Raw genomic sequence first — 21,713 nt, 5'->3', positions numbered from 1 at the left:
CCGAGCGTGCCGCAGGATGTGTATCGCATCGCCGACCGGCGTCATGAATGCGCCAGATCAATTCGGATAAGGTGTTCGAGAACAGGGTGTTCGCTGCAGAATGACGATCTTCCGCCTCAAGCAAATCGTGTCGCATGCCAGGATCGACGCCAAAGGCGCGGTCCACTGGAACTACGATCGCGCCGAGCTGATCGCCGATGGCGTCGTGCATGTGCTGGGCCTCGTCGCCGGTTTGATCGCCGCGACCGCGCTGGTCACGCTGACTGGCGTGTTCGCATCCACGCCGACGATCGTCTCGGTATCGGTGTATGTTGCAGGGCTGCTGGCGATGCTCGGCCTGTCGGCCGCGTACAATCTCTGGCCGGTATCGCCGCGCAAATGGCTGCTGCGGCGGTTCGACCATTCGGCGATCTACATTCTGATCGCCGCAACGTACACACCGATCATCAGCCAGATCAAGGATCAGATGTTCGGCCTGGCGCTGCTCGCCGGCGTCTGGGGCGTGGCGGTGGTCGGCATCCTGCTGAAGCTGTTCAAGCCCGGTAAGTTCGACAAGCTGTCGGTCGGGCTTTACCTCGCGCTCGGCTGGAGCGGCATCATCGCCTACGATCAGGTGGTCGAGACGCTGCCGGCCACGGCGATGTGGTTCCTGGCGATCGGTGGCCTGTTGTACACGCTCGGCGTGATCTTCCACGCTTGGCGGCGGCTGCGGTTCCAGAACGCGATCTGGCACGCCTTCGTGCTGGTCGCCGCCGGCTGCCACTACGTGGCGGTGATGGATCTGGTGCTGGCGTAACGTAGCCGGAGCCGGATCTTTCCGATATGAACGCCCCCGCCAACAACAAGCGGGGGAAACAACCATGCAGATCGCGGGCAAAGTCGTCGTCGTCACCGGCGGCGGCAATGGAATCGGGCAGGCGCTGTGCGAAGCCTTTCACAAGGCCGGCGCCGCCAAGGTCGTGGTCGCCGACCTCGATCAGGCCCGCGCCGAAGCGGTCGCCGCATCGATCGGCGGCGCGGCGTTCAAATGCGACGTAGCAAGCGAAGCCGACATCAAGCACGTGATCGAGGAGACCGAGCGCCAGTTCGGGCCGATCGATCTGTTCTGCTCCAACGCCGGGATCGGCGGCGGCTTCGATCCGATGGCCGAGAATGCCGGCGGCTCTTCCGACGAGCCGTTCATGAAGAGCTGGATGATCCACGTGATGGCGCATGTCTATGCCGCGCGGCATCTGGTGCCGCGCTACAAGGCGCGCGGCGGCGGTTACTTCCTCAACACCATCTCGGCGGCGGGGCTGCTGTCGCAGGTCGGCAGCCCGGCCTATTCGGCCACCAAGCACGGCGCGGTCGGCTTTGCCGAAAGCCTCGCCATCGCCCACAAGGCGCACAACATCCGCGTCTCGATCCTGTGCCCGCAGGGCGTCGACACCAACATGCTGCGCTCGATCCCGAAGGGGCCGCAATCGGCCGACGGTGATCTCTCAGCCGAGCAGGTGGCCAAGGATGCGTTGCAGGGCATCGAGCAGGAAACGTTCCTGATCCTGCCGCACCCGCAAGTGATCGACTACATGCGCAAAAAGACCGAGAACTACGACCGCTGGATCGGCGGCATGGCGAAGATCCAGGCCAAGCTGCGCGAGACGTTCGGCGGCAAGGCTTAGATCGTCTCGCTGGTTCTGTCGGCGCCCTGTCGTTTGGCATCTGCTTCAGTATGTCACAGCGGCGCCGAGGAACGGATCGCCCACTCGGCGTTCCGTCTGTACAGGCGCACAGTGCGGCGTCTGCTATGCGATCGCACCGTCGTCCGGGCGGTGCGATTCTTGTTATCGGCAGCCAACGGAGAACTTGATGTCAGATCATTCCCATCGCCGGCCAAGCTGGGTGGCGCGCAGCCTCGCGGCGATCGCCCTCACCAGCATCTATTGCTTCAGCTTCGTCGGCGCCGCGGCGGTGGTCTCAGGCGTGACCAGTACTCAAGCGCATGCCCAGCGCGGGCGTGGACGTGGCTATAGCGGCCGGGGCTATAGCGGTCGGGGCCGCGGCCGCGGTCGCGGCTGGGAACGTGGACGGGGCCGCGGCGGGTATTACGGCGGCCGCTGCGTCGTCAACGCCGCCGGCGTCCGGATCTGCCTGTAACGCTCAGGCTGCCCGCACGATCTCGCGGACGTGGTCGAGCGTTTGCTCGATCATGTCCGCGCTGACGTCGAGATGCGTGCAGGCGCGGATCCGGCCTTCCATCATCGCCAGCACGACGCCGCGCCGGCGGAGTTTTGCGACCATGTCGGTGCCGGAGACGCCCGCGCCGTCCGGCTTGAAGAACACCAGATTGGTCTGCGGCGTCTGCACCTCGATGCCGTCGATCTGCGCCAGCCCCGAGGCGAGGCGACGCGCGTTGGCGTGATCATCCGCAAGGCGATCGACCTGATGATCGAGCGCGTACAGACACGCCGCGGCGATCACGCCGGACTGCCGCATCGCGCCGCCAAGCCGCTGCTTCCAACGCCACACTTCATCGATGAAGTCGCACGGGCCGGCCAGCACCGCGCCGATCGGCGCACCGAGGCCCTTGCTGAAATCGATCCACGCCGAATCCCAGCCCTTGGTCATCTCTTTGGCGCTGATACCTGTGGCGACCACCGCATTCATCAGCCGCGCGCCGTCGATATGCGTCCATAGCCCGGCGTCCTTGCCGGCCGCGGCGACCGCATCGAGCGTGGCCTGCGGCCAGATCGTGCCGCCGCCGATATTGGCGGTCTGCTCGGCGCTGACCATCACCTGCGGGGGCTCGTAGCGGGTCTTCGGATGCAGCGCGGCGCGGAAGGCCTCGAGTGAGAACTGGCCGTCGTTGCCGTCCAGGCCGGTGATCTGAAAGCCGCCGAGCGCGGCGTGCGCGCCGCCTTCGCGCGACAGGATGTGCGCGGTGCGATGCGCGATGATTTCGTCGCCAGGCCGGCAGGTCGCGAGCGTGGTTGTGACGTTGCACATCGTGCCCGAGGGCAGGAACACCGCGGCCTGCTTGCCGAGCAGCGCCGCGACGCGCTCCTGCAGCAGGTTGGTGGTCGGATCGTCGCCGGTCTGTTCGTCGCCGACCTCGGCGCGCGCCATTGCCTCGCGCATTGCCGGCGTGGGGCGCGTCTGGGTGTCGGAAAGCAGATTGATCCGCACCGGCGGCGCGTTGGGATCTGGCTGGGGAGGGATGTAAGCCATGCCCGAGGCTAACATGCCGGGCGCGGAGCGGAAGAGCATTGCACGGACACGATCAGGTCAGCGGGGTGTGATTGGTACCATCCCCGAGAACGTCATTCCGGGGCGCGCGAAGCGCGAACCCGGAATCTCGCGGTTACCCCATGCGGCCTTCGCCACGCACCCGCTGAACTCTCATGCGCAATATTCTCGAGATTCCGGGTTCGCTCACTTCGTGAGCGCCCCGGAATGACGGTGACTTGTCATTCGCACCGCGCAAACAAAAAGGCCCCGGCGAACCGGGGCCTTGATGCATCGGACTGAGCAGCAATCAGTACGAAGAAATTAGCGCGAATAGAATTCGACGATCAGATGCGGCTCCATCTGTACCGCGAACGGCACGTCGGAGAGGGCCGGGATGCGCGCGAACTTCGCGGTCATCTTGTTGTGGTCGACTTCGATGTAGTCCGGCACGTCGCGCTCGGCGAGCTGGCTGGCTTCGAGCACGAAAGCGAGCTGCTTCGAGGCTTCCTTGACCTCGATCACGTCACCGACCCGCACCTTGTAGCTCGGGATGTTGACGCGCTTGCCGTTGACCTTGATGTGGCCGTGATTGATGAACTGGCGAGCCGCGAACATCGTCGACACGAACTTGGCGCGGTACACCACGGCGTCGAGACGGCGCTCGAGCAGACCGATCAGGTTCTCGCCCGAGTCACCCTTCAGACGGGTCGCCTCGACGTAGATGGCGTGGAACTGACGCTCGGAAATGTTGGCGTAGTAGCCCTTCAGCTTCTGCTTGGCGCGGAGCTGCACGCCGAAGTCAGACAGCTTGCCCTTGCGGCGCTGGCCGTGCTGGCCGGGGCCGTATTCGCGGCGGTTGACCGGGCTCTTCGGACGGCCCCAGATGTTCTGGCCCATCCGGCGGTCGATTTTATACTTAGCTTCAGCGCGCTTTGTCATCGCGTCCTCTAGGGTTTGAGTTGTGAGGAAACGCGCCCTCCTGTGCATGGGGAAAATCCCCTGCCGACAGGTCCGTCCTTAAAGCATAAGGGGAGGACCACGGGTCGCGAAACGCAACGCGGGCCGAAACCGGCCCGCGAGCGGGGGCTTTCTAGGGGCAAAGCCCTGGGATGTCAATTCGGGCCGCTTCAAGGTCCGGCTGCGGCCCGCAGCGGCCGGGGCGGGCGTTCCAACCGTTCGATCTCGGCCGCGATCGTGGTGTTCAGCACCTGCTCGAGGGAGGTCGTGATCCTCGCGATCGGGGCGGCGTCGATCACCCGGTGGTCGAACCGGACGATCACCTCCAGGCGGCCGTCGTCGGCGAGTCGGCCGTAGCTCAGGATGTAGGGACCGGGGCTGACCGGGTAGAGGTCGCCGGGACCGAAGGCCGACACCGAGGACAGCCCAAAGCTGCCGAAGAAGTTCGCCCGCGGCCGGTCCAGCGACATCCCGGCCCACCAGGCGATCCGCCGCAGCGGCCACGGCATCCGGCTGATCCGCAGCAGCTTGCGGAACATCGGCACGCTCTCGATCGGCGCGGTGCTGGCGCTGCGGATGATCGCATCGACCTCGGGCAGCGGTAGCGTGTCGGCTGCAGTCACCTTCTGCATCAGCACGCAGTCTTCGCCGTCGATGCGACGGGCGACCGCGATCATGCCGACGCTCTTCGGCACCTCGAAGAAGTGCGGCCACGGGAAGTCGATATACAGCGTCCGCAGCACCGGCTCGTCGCGGGCCACCAGGCTGAATGCCTTGGCGAAGATCGCGGCGAAGCCTGGGGGCGATGCCGCCGCAGCCCGGGCCCGCGCCAGCGGGCCAAGATGCAACGTGCGCCGGTAGCTGATCAGCGGCACGCCCTGCGAGGCGTGCATCAGATCAGCAATCAACCTGCGCGGCGCCGAGATCCGACGTGTTTTGCCCCGCATTACTTGACGGGTGTTGCGAGCGGCTTGGTCTTGTCGACCACCCACACCGCCATCACCTTGGCGCCCTTGTCGCCGTGCACCTTGGCATCGTGCACCACGCCGGCCGGGATCACGTAGGAGTCGCCGGCCTTGAGGTGCTTGTCGGGTTCGCCGTCGATGCTCATCACTGCTTCGCCCTCGAGCAGATAACCGGTCTCGATGCCGGGATGGGTGTGGCGGCCGATATTGCCGCCCGGCGGCAGCTCGGCGAGGCCGCTGACGGTGACATAGCCGTCGGGGAATTCGATCTTCTGCAGCGGCGTGCGCTTGATGCCGCTCTGCTGCGCGACGGCAGCGCCCGCAGCAGCTACCACGGCGCATGCGACCAGGATGTGACGCAAGGTTTTGATTGTCATTGGGGCTCCTCCGGGGCGCAAAGCTAGCAGCGTCCCGGCAGGCGGAAAAGCGCTCAGGCCGGAATGCGGCCGCCGAAATACGGCGCCAGCGCCGCGCTCGCCCGCGGATGCCGGCCCGAGGTGAAGATCATCTCGGCGCCCGGCGTGGGCGCGTGGCCGGTGGCCGGGCCGAGCAGGGTGACGACGCGGCGGGCGATTGCCGGGGCCGGATCGATCCAATCGACTGGCCAGGGCGCCAGCCGGACCAGCCGGTCGAGCAGCAAGGGATAATGTGTGCAGGCCAGCACCACCGCATCGGTGCGGCCGCGTTTGGCGTCGGCTTCGACGAAACATGGCGCGATCTCGGCGCGGATCGCCGCGTCGGTCACTTCGCCGCCGCCGAGCGCGGTTTCGGCCAGGGTGGCGAGCCGGATCGATCCGACCAGCGACACCTCGCAGCCTTGGGCGAAATCGCGGATCAGCGCGCGGGTGTATTCGAGCCGCACCGTCGCTGAGGTGCCGAGCACCGAGACACGCTTGGTGCGGGAGCCTGCGCAGGCCGGCTTGATCGCCGGCACGGTGCCGACGAACGGCACCCGGTAGCGGGCCCGCAGCGGCGCCAGCGTCATGGTCGAGGCGGTGTTGCAGGCGATCACGACCAGGTCCGGCGCATGCGCCGCGATCAGTTCGCCCATCAGCGGCACGACGCGGCCGATCACCGCCTCTTCGCTGCGCTGCCCATAGGGGAAGAACGCGTCGTCGCCGACATAGACGTAGTGCGCGTCGGGGCGGGCGCGCACCACTTCGCGCAGCACCGTCAGGCCGCCGAGGCCCGAATCGAACACCAGGATTGTGGGGAGCGAGGTCACGGCGGCGACCTTACCCGATCTTGGTTAGCTTTCGGTTGTCGATCGCGCGATGCAGCCCTGCGGAGACGGCAAAGCCACCGGGTCAGTGGCTGTCGGCGACCTCGGTCGGCGGCACCTTGCGCTTGACCCGCTTGATGGTGCCCGAGAACGTGAACAGCGGCCGCTCGCCGCACTTGAGGATGCCGCGCACGAAGATCAGCGATTTGCCGGCCCGGGTGACTTCGCCGGTCGCTTCGATCAGCTCGCCCTCGAATGCCGCATCGAGAAATTCGGCGCCGAATGCCACCGTCACGCCCGGTCCCTGCAATTCGCGGACGGCGATCGCGAACAGGCAGTAGTCGGCGAAGGTCATGAAGCAGCCGCCGTGCACCGCCTTCATGCCGTTGAGGTGCTTCTTCTCGACCCGGAAGGCGCAGCGGACGCGGCCGTCGTCATCGATCCGGTGCCAGAACGGCCCGTTGTGCGATTCGAAAGTGTCACGCGTCCACGTCCGCCAGCCGGCGAACTCACCTTCGGTTGCGGTGAAAAGGTCCGGGCGACTGGGACGTGTCGGTTCGACGGTGGTGGTCAAGGGGCGTTATCCTTTGGTCTATCGTTTGGTCCATAAAACTGATGCCGCGCTGCAATGCAAATCCACAAATCTAATTGACACTGCGCAATTGGCAGGCAGGTCGCCGCTGTATACCCTCCCGGGCCGCAAAACCGGCCGCGTAAGGGAGAATAGAATGAGCGACCAGATCAAGTATGTGCTGGACGAGGAGAACATCCCGAAGTCCTGGTACAATCTCAACGCCGACTTCCCGACGCCGATGCCGCCGGTCCTGCATCCGGGCACGCATCAGCCGGTCGGCCCGAGCGATCTGGAGCCGCTGTTTCCGATGGAGCTGATCCTCCAGGAGGTCGCGACCGAGCGCTACATCGAGATCCCCGAGCCGGTCCGTGACGTATTCCGGATGTGGCGCCCGGCGCCGCTGATCCGTGCGCGCCGCCTCGAGCAGGCGCTCGGCACTCCGGCCAAGATCTACTTCAAGTACGAAGGCGTTTCGCCGGCCGGCTCGCACAAGCCGAACACCGCGGTGCCGCAGGCGTGGTACAACAAGCAGGCCGGCATCAAGAAGCTGTCGACCGAGACCGGCGCCGGGCAGTGGGGCTCGTCGCTGGCGTTCGCCGGCTCGCTGTTCGGGCTCGACGTGCTCGTCTTCCAGGTCCGCGTGTCGTACGACCAGAAGCCGTATCGCCGCGCGCTGATGGAGACCTACGGCGCCCGCTGCATCGCGTCGCCGTCCAACGAGACCGACTCCGGCCGCGCCATTCTGGAGAAAAATCCGAACAGCCCAGGTTCGCTCGGCATCGCGATCTCCGAAGCGGTGGAAGTCGCCGCCAAGAACCCGGACATCAAGTACGCGCTGGGTTCTGTGCTCAATCACGTGATGCTGCACCAGACCATCATCGGCGAAGAAGCGATCAAGCAGTTCGAAATGGCGGGCGACGATCCGGACGTGGTGATCGGCTGCGCCGGCGGCGGATCGAACTTCGCCGGCCTCGCATTCCCGTTCCTCGGCCTGCAGCTGCGCGGCGGCCGCAAGCGGCGCATCATCGCGGTCGAACCGGCGGCGTGCCCGACCCTGACCCGCGGCACTTACGCTTACGACTTCGGCGACACCGCGCATCTCACCCCGCTGGTGAAGATGCACACGCTCGGCTCTACCTTCATGCCGCCGGGCTTCCACGCCGGCGGCCTGCGCTATCACGGCATGAGCGGGATGGTGTCGCACGCCTACGAACTCGGCCTGATCGAGGCGCGCGCCTACAAGCAGGTCGGCTGCTTCGAAGCCGGCGTGCAGTTCGCTCGCACCGAAGGCATCGTGCCCGCGCCGGAGTCCACGCACGCGGTCCGCTGCGCGATCGACGAGGCGCTGCGCTGCAAGGAGGAGGGCAAGTCGGAAACGATCCTGTTCAACCTCTCCGGCCACGGCCATTTCGACATGCAGGCCTACATCAACTACTTCGAAGGCAAGCTGGTCGATCAGGATTACGACGAAGCCGACCTCGCCACCGCGCTGGCCGGCCTTCCTGCGGTCGCCGCCTGAGCAGCACGGGCGTCCTCCTCGGACACCCCATCCAAGAACGACGTCATGCCCGGGCTTGACCCGGGCATCCACGTTTTCGGGCACGGTGCCCGCGGCCGTGGATGGCCGGGACGAGCCCGGCCATGACGGATCGGGCAAGATCCTTTGCCAGATCAACGGGTTCGCAGCGATCGCCGGCCCCGAGCGCCATCCCCAGGCGCGCAGAAAAGCCTTTCCCCTTTGGGCCGTTCTTTCTACATAACAGCGGTCCGCGCCGGCCCCTCCGGCGTGCCGAGGAATGCTGCCCTATGTCCGCTCCCGAGCCGAAGATCACCCCGGAATTGATCGCCAGCCATGGCCTCAAGCCCGATGAATATCAGCGCATTCTCGACCTGATCGGGCGCGAGCCGACCTTCACCGAGCTCGGCATCTTCTCGGCGATGTGGAACGAGCACTGCTCGTACAAGTCGTCGCGCATCCATTTGCGCGGGCTGCCTACTAAGGCGCCGTGGGTGCTGCAGGGCCCGGGTGAAAACGCCGGCGTGATCGACATCGGCGACAATCAGGCGGTGGTCTTCAAAATGGAGAGCCACAACCATCCGAGCTACATCGAGCCGTATCAGGGCGCGACCACTGGTGTCGGCGGCATCCTGCGCGACGTCTTCACCATGGGCGCGCGGCCGATCGCCTGCCTCAATGCGTTGAGCTTCGGCGATCCGAGCCATCCCAAGACCCGGCACCTGGTGTCCGGCGTGGTTGCCGGTGTCGGCGGCTATGGCAATTCGTTCGGCGTGCCGACCGTCGGCGGCCAGACCCGGTTCCACACCCGCTACGACGGCAACATCCTGGTCAACGCGATGGCGGTCGGCCTGGCCGATGCCGACAAGATCTTCCTCGCCGCGGCGAGCGGCGTCGGGATGCCGATCGTCTATCTCGGCTCCAAGACCGGCCGCGACGGCATGGGCGGCGCCACCATGGCGTCGGCCGAGTTCGACGAGGGCTCGGAGGAGAAGCGGCCGACCGTGCAGGTTGGCGATCCCTTCGCCGAGAAACTGCTGCTCGAGGCCTGCCTCGAGATCATGGCCAAGGACTGCGTCATCGCGATCCAGGACATGGGCGCGGCCGGCCTGACCTGTTCGGCGGTCGAGATGGGCGCCAAGGGCGACCTCGGCGTCGAGCTCGATCTCGACGCGGTGCCGACCCGCGAGACCGGCATGACCGCCTACGAGATGATGCTCTCCGAAAGCCAGGAGCGCATGCTCATGGTGCTGAAGCCGGAGAAGGAAAAGGAAGCCGAAGAGATCTTCAAGAAGTGGGGCCTCGACTTCGCGATCGTCGGCTACACCACGCCGACCAAGCGGTTCGTAGTCAAGCACGGCGGGCAGGTGAAGGCCGATCTGCCGATCAAGGAGCTGGGCGACGAGGCGCCGCTCTACGATCGTCCGTGGGTGGAGTCGCCGAAGCTGCCGGTGATCCACGCCCGCGATATCAACGCGCCGATGGGCGCGGCCGAGGCGCTGGAGAAGCTGCTGGCGACGCCGGATCTGTGCAGCAAGCGCTGGGTGTGGGAGCAGTACGACCACGTCATCGGCGGCAACACCGTGCAACGCCCCGGTGGCGATGCCGCGGTGGTGCGCATCGAGGACGGCCCGAAGGGCCTCGCGCTCACCGTCGACGTCACGCCGCGTTACTGCGAGGCCGATCCGTTCGAGGGCGGCAAGCAGGCGGTGGCCGAAGCCTATCGCAACATCACGGCGGTTGGCGGCAAGCCGCTGGCGATCACCGACAACCTGAACTTCGGTAATCCGGAGCGGCCCGAGATCATGGGCCAGCTGGTCGGCTGCTTGAAGGGCATTTCGGAAGCCTGCATCGCGCTCGATTCGCCGATCGTCTCCGGCAACGTCTCGCTCTACAACGAGACCTCGGGCCGCGGCATCCTGCCGACCCCGTCGATCGGCGGCGTCGGCGTGCTCGACGACTTCACCAAATCGGCGACGCTGGCGTTCAAGGCTGAAGGCGAGGCGATCCTGCTGATCGGCGACACCAAAGGCTGGCTCGGCCAGTCGGTGTACTTGCGCGAGATCTGCGGCCGCGAAGAAGGCGCGCCGCCGCCGGTCGATCTCACCTGCGAAAAGCGCCATGGTGACGTTGTGCGCGGCATGATCCACGCCGGCACCGCGACCGCCGTGCACGACCTGTCCGACGGCGGCCTGCTGGTCGCGCTGGCCGAGATGGCGATCGCCGGCAACATCGGCGCCGCGCTCGACGCGCCGCCGGCCGAGATCGTGTCGCACGCCTGGTGGTTCGGTGAGGATCAGGCCCGTTACGTCGTCACCGTGAAGGAAGCCGATCTGCTCGCGGTGAAGACCAAGCTGAAGACGATCGGCGTGCCCTGCGTCCAGATCGGCGTCACCGGCGGCCACGCGCTGAAGATCGAAGGCGAACGCAGCGTCGACATCAAGGCGCTGCGTCACGCCCACGAGCACTGGCTGCCGGACTACATGGGCGGGAAGGCGTAGTCGCCTTCGGCCTCTCCAGCGTCATTCCGGGATGCGCTGCGTAGCAGCGCAGGCCCGGAATCCATAGTCCCTGGACTCGCGGATGAGCACGGCGGATGACGCCGTGCGCGAGCAACAGATTCGGTGGTTATGGATTCCGGGCTCGCGCTGCGCGCGCCCCGGAATGACGGAAGAGGGGCCTCACAGCACCCGATACGCGCCCGGAATCTTCCGCAAGAGATAGGTCGTGGCCCAGCTCAGCAGCAGGCCGAGGGTGAACACGATGGCGGCTTTGACGATCGCCGGCAGGTCGTAGTCGTACAGCCAGTACTGCAGCCACAGCATGTAGGCGTAGTGCACCAGGAAGATGCCGTAGGCGTCGTGCTGCAGCGGATCGAGCAGGCTCCAGCCGCCGCGGCGGAAGCGCAAAAATACGGCCAGGATCGCAAAGATGATCGCGGCGCTGAAGGCGGTGAGGGCGACGCTGTAGCTCGCCTCGTACCACATCGGCAGGTCGTCCGGGTTGTCGAGGATACCGCGCTTGATGCCGATCAGGCCCCACATCCCGAGATACGGTACCAGCGCGACCAGCAGCCAGATCCACCATTGCTGCGCCAGCTTGCCGCCGGCACCGAGCACGCTCTGCTCCGGATGGCAGGCGCCGATGCCGGCGCCGATGAAAAAGTACGCGGTGTACAGCAGCACGCGGCTGGCCTGCACCGCGAACGGTCCCCATTCGAACCAATAGGTCGAGGTGTAGTACAGCCGTGACGGCACGTAGAGGATCGCGGTGACGACGAACACGGCGCCGATGAACAGCGCCGGCGACTTATAGCCGAGCTTGGCCAGATGATTGATCGGATCGAGCGAATGCCGCGAAATCCGGTACAGCCCGCCGCCGATCACGCTGAAGATGAACAGCACCCACAGAAACCACAACGGTCCGCTCGGCCACGGGCCGACCGTGATCATGTTCTCGTAGAACTTCGCGAAGGTCTCGGTCGGGTCGGCGCGCAGCGCCAGTGCGTAGTAGGCGATCGGGATCACCGTGAAGGCTGCGATCACGAACGGGATGCCGAGCCGGATCAGCCGGTCGCGCGCCAGCGAGCCGAATTTCGGCCGGTGGTCGAGGCTCGGCCACAAGAACAGCCCCGACAGCATGAAGAACATCGCCATGAAGAAGCTGTCGGTGGCGAGCACGATGCAGTCGAAGCCGATGAACGACGACGGATCGGTGTGACCGAAATAGGTGTACGGGATCACCGAATGGTGGATCAGCACCAGGATGGTCAGGAAGGTCCGGGTCCGGTCGAGGGACAGGTCGCGCACATGCGAAGCTGCGTGCGCGGTCATGCCGCCGGTGGTGGGATAGGTTACAGTCACGACAAGAGCCCCGCGCGATGCCGCCGGTGAATTACGATACTGCGCAATAGCTGAATCGCCTCTTCGGCGAATTGCTAGGGTTTGAATTCTTCGATTTGAACCTTTTGCGGATAGAACGCCAGATAGCCGGCGATCTCGGCCATCGCCGGAAACGGCTCCTCATAGCTCCACACCGCGTTGGGCTGCGGCTCGCCCCCGGCCACGATGCTGAAATAGCTGGCATCGCCCTTATAGGGGCAGTGTGTGACACGCGTGGTCTTCTCCAGCAGGCTCATGTCAGCGTCTTCCCGCGGAATGTACTGCACCGGCGGATAGCTCGCCTCCTGCAGCGTCAGCGCCCGGCGGGTCTCGGCGATCACCTTGCCGTCCGCGCTGATCCGGACGCCGTTCGGGTTTGCCGTGATCGTGATCGGATGATCGGGGCCGGGGAGCTTCATGGGCAGACCTCAGGGTGCGTTTCGGACCGGCGTCGCAGTCACCTCGCCGCGATGTACCGGCGTGGTGGCTTTGAAAGGGACGCACTGCCATATAGGATGGCGGTGCAAGATTGCCACCGCGCGCCCCGCGCCGGCGGCCGCGACGATCTGGAGGATGACCGAATGCCGATGGATGCCCGCGACATCGAGGCCATGATCAAGGCCGCGATTCCCGACGCGGAGGTGACGATTCGCGACCTCGCCGGTGACGGCGACCATTACGCCGCGACCGTGATTTCGGAGTCGTTCCGGGGCAAGTCGCGGGTCCAGCAGCACCAGATCGTCTATCAGTCGCTGCAGGGGCAAATGGGCGGCGTGCTGCACGCGCTCGCGCTGCAGACCGGCGTGCCGGAAGCCTGACGGCAGGCAACCCCTGTCCGAAGCCGGGCGGCCTCGCCGTTAGGCCGCCCTGCGTCTCGCACGATCGCCAATCGAGCTGCTGCTAGTCGAGCCGCGCAACGCGCGCGGTTGCGCGATCCATGCGCCGGCGCATTGCGTTGACGCTGTCGGACAGTTCTCCGACATGCTGATCGACCAGCGTGCCGCGGGCGATCTCCTCGATTTTGCACATCTCGTCCTCGACACGCGCCAGCGTTTTTCTTGCGCTTCCGGTCAGCGACAGCAGAATGACCCGCCGGTCTTCAGCGGATTGAGTGCGGATGAGCAGGCCGCGCTGCTCCAGTGGCCGGATCTGCGCCGAGACGAACGATCCCTTCATATTGAGCAGCGCCGCGACTTCGCCGACTGGGACGCCATCCCGGTCGGCCAGAAAGTCGACCGCCTTGATCACCAGCCATTGCGATCCCGTCAGGCCGCCTCGGCGCCCGAGCAGTTCGGCCATCCGCAGGATTGAAAAGCCGATGGCAGATACATCCCAGACCAGACGACGTAGCAGACGATCGGCATGATCGATGTCGGTGGCGGTGCCGATCGTTTCGTCGGCGGCTTTGTTGTTCGTCTCGGGCATTATCCCGTCGTCCTTTCACCAGGTGCCACGCCTTTGGTGCCCTGCGCGAAGCATCGCCTCTCCAGACAAAACGGAGCGGATGCTTCGAGTCAGGCCGGCGAGCGCTGATGCGCCCGGCACGGGTGGCGAAATTTCATCGGCATTTGGCGGGTGGAGCGGTGTCGCGGCGCCCGGACTCGTCGTCGGTCAGACGGCCTGTTTGGGCGGGGGCGTATCGGGACTTGCCCGCAGCGCGATCGCCAGCGAAGACCCGGCAAAGCAGGCCTTTGCGCTGTCCGGCGATGGTCGTCCTACCAAGGAGGCCGGCATGACGGCAGATGAACACGAGGGGCAGCGATCGCAGACCGAGATGGCCGAGGCGTCGGTGCTGTCCTGGGCAGAATGCGTGCTGAGCACGGCGGTCGCGGCCACCTCTGTCGGATGGAGGCAGGCGATCTGATGCAGCAGGCCTGAGACGAGATAAAGCGAGATCACCACGATCAACGATAGGCGACGGCGCCGCTGTGCCGTGTCGGTCGAAAGCCATCGCATGAATCCGCTTCTCATGCGGGATCGCATAACAAATCTGTCACAATCCGAAAAGGCGGGGCGAGCGCACGGCCATGGTCCGCGGCGCGGCGCCAACGTTAACGAAGGCTTTACAGCCGCGTAGCACCGTGTCGGCGGGTGGGACACATGTCGAACTGGCGGGACGAAAAGGCGAAGGCCAACGCGCTGGCGCTGGCGCGGCTGACCAAGCGCTTGCCGGAGGTCTTCCCGCAGGCGGTGCTGATTCATGCCAAAGCGCGCGCCTATGTGCCATCGACCCTGAGAGTCGCCGTCGACTCGTATTGGCGGGCGCATCCGCTGCGGGCGGAGCGGCTGGCGCGTGTGCTCGCGGCGCGCAGCGGCGCCCCCGCCGGCTGGCAGTGGCACGTCGGCGATCTCGAGGCCGGACTGCCGGCGACGTTTCGAACCCCGCCTGCGCCATATCGTGAGAGAGCTCACCAGCGCGGCCCCGGCTTTTGCTGCGTCTGCGGCCAGCCGGTGTATCGGTTCGGCTGGCACGCCGATCTGTGGGGTGCCGGCATCAACAAGAATGCGACCTGGCACAGCGCCTGCGTTACGGCCTGGCAGTTCTGGAATGCGCCGAGTGGCCAGACCAAGCTGCTGCGGCGCCTGCAGGGCCGCCGCTGCCGCGAGACCAATCGGCGGCTATGGCGGACTGCAGAGGTCGATCACCTCGTGCCGCTGTTTCAGGTGTGGCGGCAGCACCGCGATCGCGCATGGCCGGAGCTGCTCGGCTATTGGGGACTGCCGAACCTGCAGGTGATCAATCGCGAGGTCCACGTCGCCAAATGCGCCGCCGAGGCGCGCGGCCGGCGCACCGCGCGGATCGCCGCCGCAGAGGACGCTGCGGTTTAGTCAGGCGACCGACGAGACGCGGTTGTCAGTTCGCTTCGATCGCGTGCACCGAGAACATCACGTCCGGATCGGTCCAGCACCGCGCCGGAGTCCAGCCGGCCTGCTGCGCCAGCTCGCGAAACCGCTCCAGGCCGTATTTGTAGCTGTTCTCGGTGTGAATGGTCTCGCCGTCGCGGAAGCTGATGCGTTCGCCAAACAGATGCACGGTCTGGTCGCGCAGGCTGACCAGGTGCATTTCGATGCGGTGCTGATCGCGGTTGTAGATCGCCCGGTGCGCGAAGGCGGACAGATCGAAATCGGCGCCGAGTTCGCGGTTGATGCGGATCAGCAGGTTGAGATTGAACTTGGCGGTGACGCCGGCGGCATCGTCATAGGCCGGCACCAGGACGCGCTCGTCTTTCTCCAGGTCCACGCCGATAATCATCCGGGCGCCGCGGCCGAGGATGTCGCGGGCGCTCTCCAGGAATCGCAGCGCCTCTTGCGGCTCGAAGTTGCCGATCGTCGAGCCGGGGAAGAACCCGACCTTCGGCAGGTCGCGGACTGCAGGCGGCAGCGCGAACGGCTTGGTGAAGTCGGCGGCGAGCGGATGCACCGCAAGCTGCGGGAAGTCCCGCTGCAACGCTTCGGCCTGGGTGATGATGAAATCGCCCGAGATATCGACCGGCACATAGGCTGCGACCTGGTGGGCGGCGAGCAGCAGGCGGATCTTGGTGGTGGCCCCGGCGCCGAATTCGACGATCGCCGCGTCAGGTTGAATGAAGGCTGCGATTTCGGCGGCGCGGTCCCGCAAAATGCCGAGCTCGGTGCGGGTCGGATAGTATTCCGGCAGTCGGGTGATCTCGACGAACAGCTCGGAGCCGGCGTCGTCGTAGAAGTACTTTGGCGACAGCTCCTTCTGCGGTCTCGTCAGCCCATCCAGTACGTCGCGCGCAAACGCAGCCGTATTGGAATCGAGCCGATGCGCTTGCGTCTGCACAGCGACGTGCACGTTCATAGGCGATCCTCCGGGCTGCGCGCGTGGCGCACTTAGATTTTCAAATCAGGCGCCGTAGTCGGCGAGCCGCAGGCCGGTGAACTGCCAGCGGTGATGCGGATAGAAGAAATTGCGATAGGTGACGCGGCTGTGGCCCTCCGGCGTCGCGCAGGACGAGCCGCGCAACACAAGCTGATTGACCATGAACTTGCCGTTGTATTCGCCGAGCGCGCCGTCGATCGCCTTGTAGCCCGGGTAAGGCGCGTAGGCGCTGCGGGTCCATTGCCAGACGGTGCCGAAGGCGTCGGGAAGCTGACCGGCGCGTGCCGCGACTTCCCATTCCATTTCGGTCGGCAGGTGTTTGCCGGCCCAGCGCGCGAAGGCGTCGGCCTCGTAGTAGCTGATGTGGCAGACCGGGGCGGCGGGATCGATGCTCTGCAGGCCGCCGAGCGTCATGATCTTCCATTCGCCGTCGACCTGTCGCCAGTGGCCGGGCGCTTCCCAGCCTTCACGCTCGGCGCAAGCGAAGCCGTCCATCAGCCACAGCGTGGCGGTGCGATAGCCGCCCTCGGCCATGAACCGCAGCCACTCGGCATTGCTGACAAGGTGCCGCGCTAGCCGCACCGGTCCCACTAGCGCACGGTGCACCGGTTTTTCGTTGTCGAAATGGAAGCTGTCGCCGGTGTGGCCGATCGGGTGGATACCTTCCGGCAGCGTCACCCAGTCGTCGCCAGTATGGTCCGTTGTCGGCAGACGCCACGCCGGGTCATAGGCCGGCGGGATCGGATTCTGCGCGAAAGCATGGAGGATATCGGTGAGCAGCAATTCCTGATGCTGCTGCTCGTGATTGAGCCCGACCTCGATCAGCGGAGCGATCTCTTCGAGCTTGGCAGCGTCTGCGGTCGCGAACCAGTTCAGCATCGCTTCATCGACGTGGCGGCGATACGCCGCGACCTCGGCGACGCCGGGACGGGTGAGAAGGCCGCGCGCCGCGCGGGTATGCCGCGGCCCGGCCGAGACGTAATAGGAGTTGAACAGGAAGGCATAGTCGGGGTGGAACACCTGGTAGCCCGGACAATGCGGGCCGAGCAGGAACTGCTCGAAGAACCAAGTGGTGTGGGCCCGATGCCACTTCGCCGGGCTCGCATCCGGCATCGATTGCACCACCTGATCTTCCGGCGACAGCGGCGCCGCGCGGCGCTCGGTCTCATCGCGCACGGTACGATAGGCGTGGGCCAGCTGAGCGGCCAGATCGCGGGCGGAGACGGACGATGTGGAAGATTCGGCTGCAGAGCTTGCGGCGGAGGACAAAATCGTCACGAGCATCTCCGGTTTGGTGGAAAACGCTGCTGTTGGGAATGAGTTCCAGATCAGATAGGCGCTGGCGACCCGGATGAAAGGCCGGCGGCGTACCGGCGGAGATTTTTCCGATGGTCAGGCGGCCACTCGGGTTCGGCATCGGGCCGCCGAAAAAGGGCAGCGAAGTCAACGCGACAGCCGGGCTCAATCGGTTTTGACTTGGGCTATCCAGAGGTTTCAGGATACATATATGACCGTTCGACCCGGCCGCTGGTGGTCAGCCGGCCGCGCCGCAAAAGGATTCGCCATGAGCATCGAGCAATTCATCGACAACGAAGTGAAGGCCAACGACGTGGTGCTGTTCATGAAGGGCACGCCGCAGTTTCCGCAGTGTGGCTTCTCCGGTCAGGTGGTGCAGATCCTCGATCACATCGGCATTCCGTATAAGGGCCACAACGTGCTCGAGAACGCCGAGCTGCGCGACGGCATCAAGGTCTATTCGAACTGGCCGACCATTCCGCAGCTGTACGTGAAGGGCGAATTCGTCGGCGGCTGCGACATCGTGCGCGAAATGTTCCAGGCCGGCGAACTGCAGAAGCTGTTCACCGACAAGGGCATCAAGGCCGCCGCCTGAGCCCCTTCGTCCGCCAGATCGGTACGGCGACCTGTGAGGTCGTCGTCGCCGACATCACCACGCTCGCCGTCGACGCGATCGTCAACGCCGCCAATTCGTCTTTGCTCGGCGGCGGCGGCGTCGATGGCGCGATCCATCGTGCAGCCGGTCCTGAACTCGTCGCCGAATGTGAAACGCTCGGCGGCTGCGCCACCGGCGATGCCAAGATCACCCGCGGCTACCGTTTACCTGCGCGCCATGTGATCCACGCCGTTGGCCCGATCTGGCACGGCGGCGGCCATGGCGAAGAGGCCGCGCTCGCCTCCTGTTACGCCCGCGCCCTGCAGCTCGCGAACGAGCATGCGCTGAGCTCGATTGCGTTCTCTGCGATCTCGACCGGCGTTTACGGTTTCCCGCCCGAGCGCGCTGCGCCGATTGCGGTTAAGACCACCCTGGATGCGCTGCGCTCCACCACTTCAGTGACCCGAGCGGTGTTCTGTTGCTTCTCGCCCGCGAGTGCCGAGTTGCACCGTGCGGCGCTTGCGGAAGCGGCCCCTTGAAACCGATCCAAGCGCCGCTACCATCACATCTACGAAAAAGAACTCAGGAGGATACGAGAATGCTGCGTCGCGCTGCGCGATGGTTGATGGCAGGAGCGCTGGCCGTAATGGCCGCGAGCCCGGCGATCGCCGAGACCACCTTCGACCTGCCGCCGAGCGTGCAGTTCTCCGACAAGAAACTCGAACGCATCGACGAGTTCTTCAACAAGATCATTGCCGAGGGCAAGATTCCCGGCGCGATCGTGTATATCGAGCGCCACGGCAAGCCGGTCTATCACAAGTACTTCGGCGTTCGCGACGTCGCCACCAAAGAGCCGATGACCGACGACACCATCTTCCGGCTGGCGTCGCTGACCAAGCCGTTCACGGCCTTCGCGGTGATGACGCTGGTCCAGGACGGCAAGATTAAGCTCGACGATCCGGTGTCGAAATACATCCCGGCATTCGCCGACACCAAAGTCGGCGTCGAGAAGAAGCGCGAGGATGGCGAGAAGTATCTCGATTTCGTCGCGCCGAAGCGGCCGATCCTGATCAGCGATCTGTTGCTGCACACCTCGGGCATCACCTACGGCTTCTATGGCGACAGCCTGGTGCGCAAGGCCATCGCGGCGGCCAAAATCTACGATGGCGATCCGAGCAATGCCGAATTCGCCGAGCGGATCGCCAAGCTGCCGCTGCAGGAGCAGCCCGGCACGCTGTGGGACTACGGCAATTCCTACGAGGTGCTCGGCCGGGTGATCGAGGTCGCCTCCGGCAAGTCGTTCTATGAGTACCAGAAGGAGCGGCTGTTCGATCCGCTCGGGATGAAGGATACCCGCTATTATCTGACCACCGAGGAACAGAAGGCGCGGATGGCGCAGCCGATGCCGAACGATGCCGACTTCCGGGTCGGGCGGCCGAGCCGGCCGGACATCGTCAAGAAATGGGAATCCGGTGGCGGCGGCCTGACCTCGACGCCGTCCGACGTGATCCGCTTCGTCCGCATGCTGCACAACAAGGGCGAGCTCGACGGCAAGCGTTATCTCAGCGAAGCCGTGTTCAAGGACATGACCACCGATCACATCGCTCCGAACTCCGGCGTCGAACGCGACTACTTCTATTTCCCGGGTGACGGGTTCGGCTACGGCTACGGCCTTGGTGTTCGCACCGATGCCGGCAACGCCAAGCCGCCGCCGCCCGGTTCGCTCGGCGAATTGAAGTGGGACGGCGCCTCGGGCTGCTACTTCGTGGTCGATCCGAAGCTCGACATGTTCTTCGTGCTGATGGAGCAGACCCCGTCGCATCGCCAGCCGATCCAGCGCGAGCTGAAGAAGCTGGTGTATGAGGCGCTGGACAACTGATGATGCGACGTCAGCCGTTGCGCGCGTAGAGCATCGGCACTGACGTATCGAGCATCGCCTCGACCACGCTGACGCCGTCCCATGCAAGGGCGCGCGTCAGCGCCGGCGCCAGCTCCTCGCTGCGCGTCACCCGCATTGCATCGCAGCCGAGCGATTGCGCCAGAGCGGTGAAGTCGATCCCGGGCAGCTCCAGCCCGGGCACGTTCCGCACCTGCATCACCTGGCTGAACGAGCGCATTGCGCCGTAGCCGCCGTTGTTCAGCACCACCACGGTCAGCGGCAGCTTGCGCTGCGCCGCCGTCCACAGCGCCTGGATCGAGTACATCGCCGAGCCGTCGCCGATCAGGCAGACGGTGCGGCGGTTCGGATGCGCCAGCGCGAAGCCGACCGAGGCCGGCAGCGACCAGCCCAGGCCGCCGCTCGCCATCGTGGCGAAACTGTCCTGGCCCGGCATCGGCATGAACTTCTGCATCGCCGGACGATGCGACGGCGCCTCCTCGACCAGTATCGCGTTCTCCGGCATCGCGGCGCGCAGCGTGTGCAGCAGATACTCTACCGGCATCGGCTCGGCCGGCTGAGGTATAGGCGGCACTGCGCGAGCCGGCGGTGCGGCCCGCTTGGTTTCCGGCAGCAGCTCCAGCAGCAGCGTGAGGGCAGGCGTCATCGTCGCGATGATGCTGATGCCGAGCGGCGTCACCGATGCAGCTTCGGCATCCTCGGTGATCTGGAACAGCTTCGAGCCGCCCTCGAAGATCGCGGCGTGGCCTTCGACATGGAAGGTGAACACCGGCGCGCCGATCACCACGACGACGTCGTAAGCGCCGAGCGCTTCAGACAGTTGTCCCGGAGACGCATGCAGGAAGCCGGCGAACAGCGGATGCCGCTCGGGGAAACTGCAGCGCGCCGAGAACGGCGACACCCACACCGGCGCCTTGGTACGCTCGGCGAGCTGCACCATCAGTTCGACTGCAGCGGCGCGATCGACCGCGGGCCCGACCACCAGCGCCGGGTTCTTGGCTTTGGTGAGCGTATCGGCCAGCGCCTGCATCGCTGATCGATCCGGACCAAGTTCGCGCGTGATGGCGCGCGGCGGGACCGGCGCGGCCGGCCGAGCCCAATCGTCGATCGGCACCGACACAAAGGTCGGCCCGCACGGCGGCTGCATCGCGACGTAGTAGGCACGGGCGATCGCGGCGGGCACGTCCTCGGCGCGCGCCGGCTCGACGCTGTACTTCACATAAGGCCGCGGAAATTCGGAGGCGCGTTCGGCGCCGAGGAAGGCCTGCAGTGGCAACAGGCTGCGCGCCTGCTGGCCGGCGGTGATCACCAGCGGCGTCTGGTTCTTGAACGCGGTGTAGATATTGCCGAGCGCGTTGCCGACGCCGGCCGCCGAATGCAGATTGACGAAGCCGGCGTTGCGCGTCGCCTGTGCATAGCCATCGGCCATCGCCACCGCCGAGGCTTCCTGCAGCGCCAGCACGTAGTCGATGTCGTCCGGCCAGTCGCTGAGGAATGGCAGTTCGGTCGAGCCGGGATTGCCGAACACCTTGTCGATCTTGAAGGCGCGGAGCAGGTCGAGCGTGGCGGATTTGACGGTGCTGACGGCAGCGCTCGGCTGCTTGGACTTGTTCGCGGGCAAGGGCGATTTCCTCGGGCGGCGGATGCCGGTGTTGTTGTTTGCACCGATCAAATCCGCAGGCGGCGAGGGGAGTCAACAGCATCAGCCGCGATGCCAAATTTCCCTCCCCCTTGCGGGGAGGGTGGCCGGCCGTAAGGC

Annotated in this window: 23 protein-coding genes; 11 read left to right on the top strand and 12 right to left on the bottom strand. The window is 65.7% G+C overall.

Going from position 1 to position 21,713, the window contains the following annotated elements; genetic code table 11:
- The first annotated feature begins 100 nt into the window (after window positions 1-100).
- From trhA to VRZ08_RS23590, 3 genes are all read left to right on the top strand, one after another.
- A complete protein-coding gene (gene trhA, locus VRZ08_RS23600; protein ID WP_107354782.1) occupies window positions 101-796 on the top strand; it encodes a PAQR family membrane homeostasis protein TrhA in 696 nt (231 codons plus the stop codon).
- Between the two features lie 64 nt (window positions 797-860).
- Window positions 861-1,661 (top strand): SDR family oxidoreductase, encoded by an 801-nt coding sequence (locus VRZ08_RS23595; protein ID WP_107354783.1) that lies wholly within the window; start codon window positions 861-863, stop codon window positions 1,659-1,661.
- Window positions 1,662-1,848: 187 nt separating this feature from the next.
- On the top strand, window positions 1,849-2,136 hold the full coding sequence (locus tag VRZ08_RS23590) for a hypothetical protein (RefSeq protein ID WP_414534085.1): 288 nt from the start codon (window positions 1,849-1,851) through the stop codon (window positions 2,134-2,136).
- Between the two features lie 3 nt (window positions 2,137-2,139).
- Here the strand turns inward: VRZ08_RS23590 and VRZ08_RS23585 are convergent, their stop codons facing one another.
- The 6 genes from VRZ08_RS23585 to VRZ08_RS23560 all read right to left on the bottom strand — a co-directional run bounded on the left by VRZ08_RS23585 (window position 2,140) and on the right by VRZ08_RS23560 (window position 6,925).
- Window positions 2,140-3,207: a threonine aldolase family protein gene (locus VRZ08_RS23585; RefSeq protein WP_414534084.1), complete on the bottom strand. Its 1,068-nt coding sequence runs from the start codon at window positions 3,205-3,207 to the stop codon at window positions 2,140-2,142.
- 321 nt (window positions 3,208-3,528) lie between these two features.
- Entirely contained in the window at window positions 3,529-4,146 is a 618-nt protein-coding gene (gene rpsD, locus VRZ08_RS23580) for a 30S ribosomal protein S4 (RefSeq protein ID WP_011157148.1), read from the bottom strand.
- 188 nt (window positions 4,147-4,334) lie between these two features.
- The gene (locus tag VRZ08_RS23575; protein ID WP_414534083.1) at window positions 4,335-5,111 is read right to left on the bottom strand and encodes an acyltransferase; all 777 of its coding nucleotides are present in this window, start codon (window positions 5,109-5,111) and stop codon (window positions 4,335-4,337) included.
- The gene (locus VRZ08_RS23570; RefSeq protein ID WP_414534082.1) at window positions 5,111-5,506 is read right to left on the bottom strand and encodes a cupin domain-containing protein; all 396 of its coding nucleotides are present in this window, start codon (window positions 5,504-5,506) and stop codon (window positions 5,111-5,113) included. The genes VRZ08_RS23575 and VRZ08_RS23570 overlap by 1 nt, the downstream gene beginning before the upstream one ends.
- 53 nt (window positions 5,507-5,559) lie before the next feature.
- Complete coding sequence (gene murI, locus VRZ08_RS23565) at window positions 5,560-6,354, bottom strand: glutamate racemase (protein ID WP_047308310.1); 795 nt, start codon at window positions 6,352-6,354, stop codon at window positions 5,560-5,562.
- A gap of 82 nt (window positions 6,355-6,436) precedes the next feature.
- Entirely contained in the window at window positions 6,437-6,925 is a 489-nt protein-coding gene (locus tag VRZ08_RS23560; protein WP_414534081.1) for a PaaI family thioesterase, read from the bottom strand.
- Window positions 6,926-7,079: 154 nt separating this feature from the next.
- On the opposite strand from VRZ08_RS23560, the gene VRZ08_RS23555 reads away from it, so the two are divergent.
- Both VRZ08_RS23555 and purL read left to right on the top strand, forming a co-directional pair.
- A complete protein-coding gene (locus VRZ08_RS23555; protein WP_011157153.1) occupies window positions 7,080-8,444 on the top strand; it encodes a TrpB-like pyridoxal phosphate-dependent enzyme in 1,365 nt (454 codons plus the stop codon).
- Between the two features lie 287 nt (window positions 8,445-8,731).
- Entirely contained in the window at window positions 8,732-10,942 is a 2,211-nt protein-coding gene (purL, locus tag VRZ08_RS23550) for a phosphoribosylformylglycinamidine synthase subunit PurL (protein WP_414534080.1), read from the top strand.
- A gap of 180 nt (window positions 10,943-11,122) precedes the next feature.
- Here the strand turns inward: purL and VRZ08_RS23545 are convergent, their stop codons facing one another.
- A complete protein-coding gene (locus VRZ08_RS23545) occupies window positions 11,123-12,304 on the bottom strand; it encodes an acyltransferase family protein (protein ID WP_264054815.1) in 1,182 nt (393 codons plus the stop codon).
- A 74-nt stretch (window positions 12,305-12,378) separates the two neighbouring features.
- A complete protein-coding gene (locus tag VRZ08_RS23540) occupies window positions 12,379-12,741 on the bottom strand; it encodes a DUF427 domain-containing protein (RefSeq protein WP_114360656.1) in 363 nt (120 codons plus the stop codon).
- A 162-nt stretch (window positions 12,742-12,903) separates the two neighbouring features.
- On the opposite strand from VRZ08_RS23540, the gene VRZ08_RS23535 reads away from it, so the two are divergent.
- Window positions 12,904-13,140 (top strand): BolA family protein, encoded by a 237-nt coding sequence (locus tag VRZ08_RS23535; protein ID WP_107346500.1) that lies wholly within the window; start codon window positions 12,904-12,906, stop codon window positions 13,138-13,140.
- 82 nt (window positions 13,141-13,222) lie between these two features.
- On the opposite strand, the gene VRZ08_RS23530 is transcribed toward VRZ08_RS23535, so the two are convergent.
- Complete coding sequence (locus tag VRZ08_RS23530; protein WP_414534079.1) at window positions 13,223-13,621, bottom strand: MarR family transcriptional regulator; 399 nt, start codon at window positions 13,619-13,621, stop codon at window positions 13,223-13,225.
- Window positions 13,622-13,691: 70 nt separating this feature from the next.
- Between VRZ08_RS23530 and VRZ08_RS23525 the strand changes: the two genes are divergently transcribed.
- Complete coding sequence (locus VRZ08_RS23525; RefSeq protein WP_414534078.1) at window positions 13,692-14,186, top strand: hypothetical protein; 495 nt, start codon at window positions 13,692-13,694, stop codon at window positions 14,184-14,186.
- Window positions 14,187-14,422: 236 nt separating this feature from the next.
- Window positions 14,423-15,151: a hypothetical protein gene (locus tag VRZ08_RS23520; protein ID WP_414534077.1), complete on the top strand. Its 729-nt coding sequence runs from the start codon at window positions 14,423-14,425 to the stop codon at window positions 15,149-15,151.
- 25 nt (window positions 15,152-15,176) lie between these two features.
- On the opposite strand, the gene egtD is transcribed toward VRZ08_RS23520, so the two are convergent.
- The gene (gene egtD, locus VRZ08_RS23515; protein WP_414534076.1) at window positions 15,177-16,145 is read right to left on the bottom strand and encodes an L-histidine N(alpha)-methyltransferase; all 969 of its coding nucleotides are present in this window, start codon (window positions 16,143-16,145) and stop codon (window positions 15,177-15,179) included.
- A 45-nt stretch (window positions 16,146-16,190) separates the two neighbouring features.
- Window positions 16,191-17,450, bottom strand: coding sequence for an ergothioneine biosynthesis protein EgtB (gene egtB / locus VRZ08_RS23510; RefSeq protein ID WP_414534075.1), 1,260 nt, complete (start codon window positions 17,448-17,450; stop codon window positions 16,191-16,193).
- 280 nt (window positions 17,451-17,730) lie between these two features.
- Here egtB and grxD point away from each other — a divergent pair, with 280 nt between their 5' ends.
- From grxD to VRZ08_RS23495, 3 genes are read left to right on the top strand one after another with little or no spacing between them, the layout of a single operon-like run.
- Window positions 17,731-18,057, top strand: coding sequence for a Grx4 family monothiol glutaredoxin (gene grxD / locus VRZ08_RS23505; protein WP_107343605.1), 327 nt, complete (start codon window positions 17,731-17,733; stop codon window positions 18,055-18,057).
- Window positions 18,054-18,596 (top strand): O-acetyl-ADP-ribose deacetylase, encoded by a 543-nt coding sequence (locus VRZ08_RS23500; RefSeq protein WP_414534095.1) that lies wholly within the window; start codon window positions 18,054-18,056, stop codon window positions 18,594-18,596. The genes grxD and VRZ08_RS23500 overlap by 4 nt, the downstream gene beginning before the upstream one ends.
- Window positions 18,597-18,655: 59 nt before the next feature.
- Window positions 18,656-19,936, top strand: coding sequence for a serine hydrolase domain-containing protein (locus VRZ08_RS23495; RefSeq protein WP_414534074.1), 1,281 nt, complete (start codon window positions 18,656-18,658; stop codon window positions 19,934-19,936).
- A gap of 10 nt (window positions 19,937-19,946) precedes the next feature.
- On the opposite strand, the gene mdlC is transcribed toward VRZ08_RS23495, so the two are convergent.
- Complete coding sequence (gene mdlC / locus VRZ08_RS23490) at window positions 19,947-21,575, bottom strand: benzoylformate decarboxylase (RefSeq protein ID WP_414534073.1); 1,629 nt, start codon at window positions 21,573-21,575, stop codon at window positions 19,947-19,949.
- Window positions 21,576-21,713: the final 138 nt, after the last annotated feature.

Origin of the sequence: Rhodopseudomonas sp. G2_2311 (assembly GCF_047501505.1) — a bacterium.
Taxonomy (GTDB): Bacteria; Pseudomonadota; Alphaproteobacteria; order Rhizobiales; family Xanthobacteraceae; genus Rhodopseudomonas; species Rhodopseudomonas palustris_H.
This window is presented reverse-complemented; position numbering and strand designations above follow the sequence as displayed.

What these genes read in the sequence shown, in the direction of transcription:
- grxD (WP_107343605.1), top strand. Translation starts at nt 17,731, where the DNA reads ATGAGCATCGAGCAATTCATCGACAACGAAGTGAAGGCCAACGACGTG.
- egtD (WP_414534076.1), bottom strand. Translation starts at nt 16,145, where the DNA reads ATGAACGTGCACGTCGCTGTGCAGACGCAAGCGCATCGGCTCGATTCC.
- VRZ08_RS23570 (WP_414534082.1), bottom strand. Translation starts at nt 5,506, where the DNA reads ATGACAATCAAAACCTTGCGTCACATCCTGGTCGCATGCGCCGTGGTA.
- VRZ08_RS23590 (WP_414534085.1), top strand. Translation starts at nt 1,849, where the DNA reads ATGTCAGATCATTCCCATCGCCGGCCAAGCTGGGTGGCGCGCAGCCTC.
- trhA (WP_107354782.1), top strand. Translation starts at nt 101, where the DNA reads ATGACGATCTTCCGCCTCAAGCAAATCGTGTCGCATGCCAGGATCGAC.
- VRZ08_RS23595 (WP_107354783.1), top strand. Translation starts at nt 861, where the DNA reads ATGCAGATCGCGGGCAAAGTCGTCGTCGTCACCGGCGGCGGCAATGGA.
- VRZ08_RS23495 (WP_414534074.1), top strand. Translation starts at nt 18,656, where the DNA reads ATGCTGCGTCGCGCTGCGCGATGGTTGATGGCAGGAGCGCTGGCCGTA.
- VRZ08_RS23535 (WP_107346500.1), top strand. Translation starts at nt 12,904, where the DNA reads ATGCCGATGGATGCCCGCGACATCGAGGCCATGATCAAGGCCGCGATT.
- VRZ08_RS23585 (WP_414534084.1), bottom strand. Translation starts at nt 3,207, where the DNA reads ATGGCTTACATCCCTCCCCAGCCAGATCCCAACGCGCCGCCGGTGCGG.
- VRZ08_RS23520 (WP_414534077.1), top strand. Translation starts at nt 14,423, where the DNA reads ATGTCGAACTGGCGGGACGAAAAGGCGAAGGCCAACGCGCTGGCGCTG.
- rpsD (WP_011157148.1), bottom strand. Translation starts at nt 4,146, where the DNA reads ATGACAAAGCGCGCTGAAGCTAAGTATAAAATCGACCGCCGGATGGGC.
- VRZ08_RS23540 (WP_114360656.1), bottom strand. Translation starts at nt 12,741, where the DNA reads ATGAAGCTCCCCGGCCCCGATCATCCGATCACGATCACGGCAAACCCG.
- VRZ08_RS23530 (WP_414534079.1), bottom strand. Translation starts at nt 13,621, where the DNA reads ATGGCCGAACTGCTCGGGCGCCGAGGCGGCCTGACGGGATCGCAATGG.
- egtB (WP_414534075.1), bottom strand. Translation starts at nt 17,450, where the DNA reads ATGCTCGTGACGATTTTGTCCTCCGCCGCAAGCTCTGCAGCCGAATCT.
- VRZ08_RS23555 (WP_011157153.1), top strand. Translation starts at nt 7,080, where the DNA reads ATGAGCGACCAGATCAAGTATGTGCTGGACGAGGAGAACATCCCGAAG.
- VRZ08_RS23575 (WP_414534083.1), bottom strand. Translation starts at nt 5,111, where the DNA reads ATGCGGGGCAAAACACGTCGGATCTCGGCGCCGCGCAGGTTGATTGCT.
- VRZ08_RS23525 (WP_414534078.1), top strand. Translation starts at nt 13,692, where the DNA reads ATGTCGGTGGCGGTGCCGATCGTTTCGTCGGCGGCTTTGTTGTTCGTC.
- purL (WP_414534080.1), top strand. Translation starts at nt 8,732, where the DNA reads ATGTCCGCTCCCGAGCCGAAGATCACCCCGGAATTGATCGCCAGCCAT.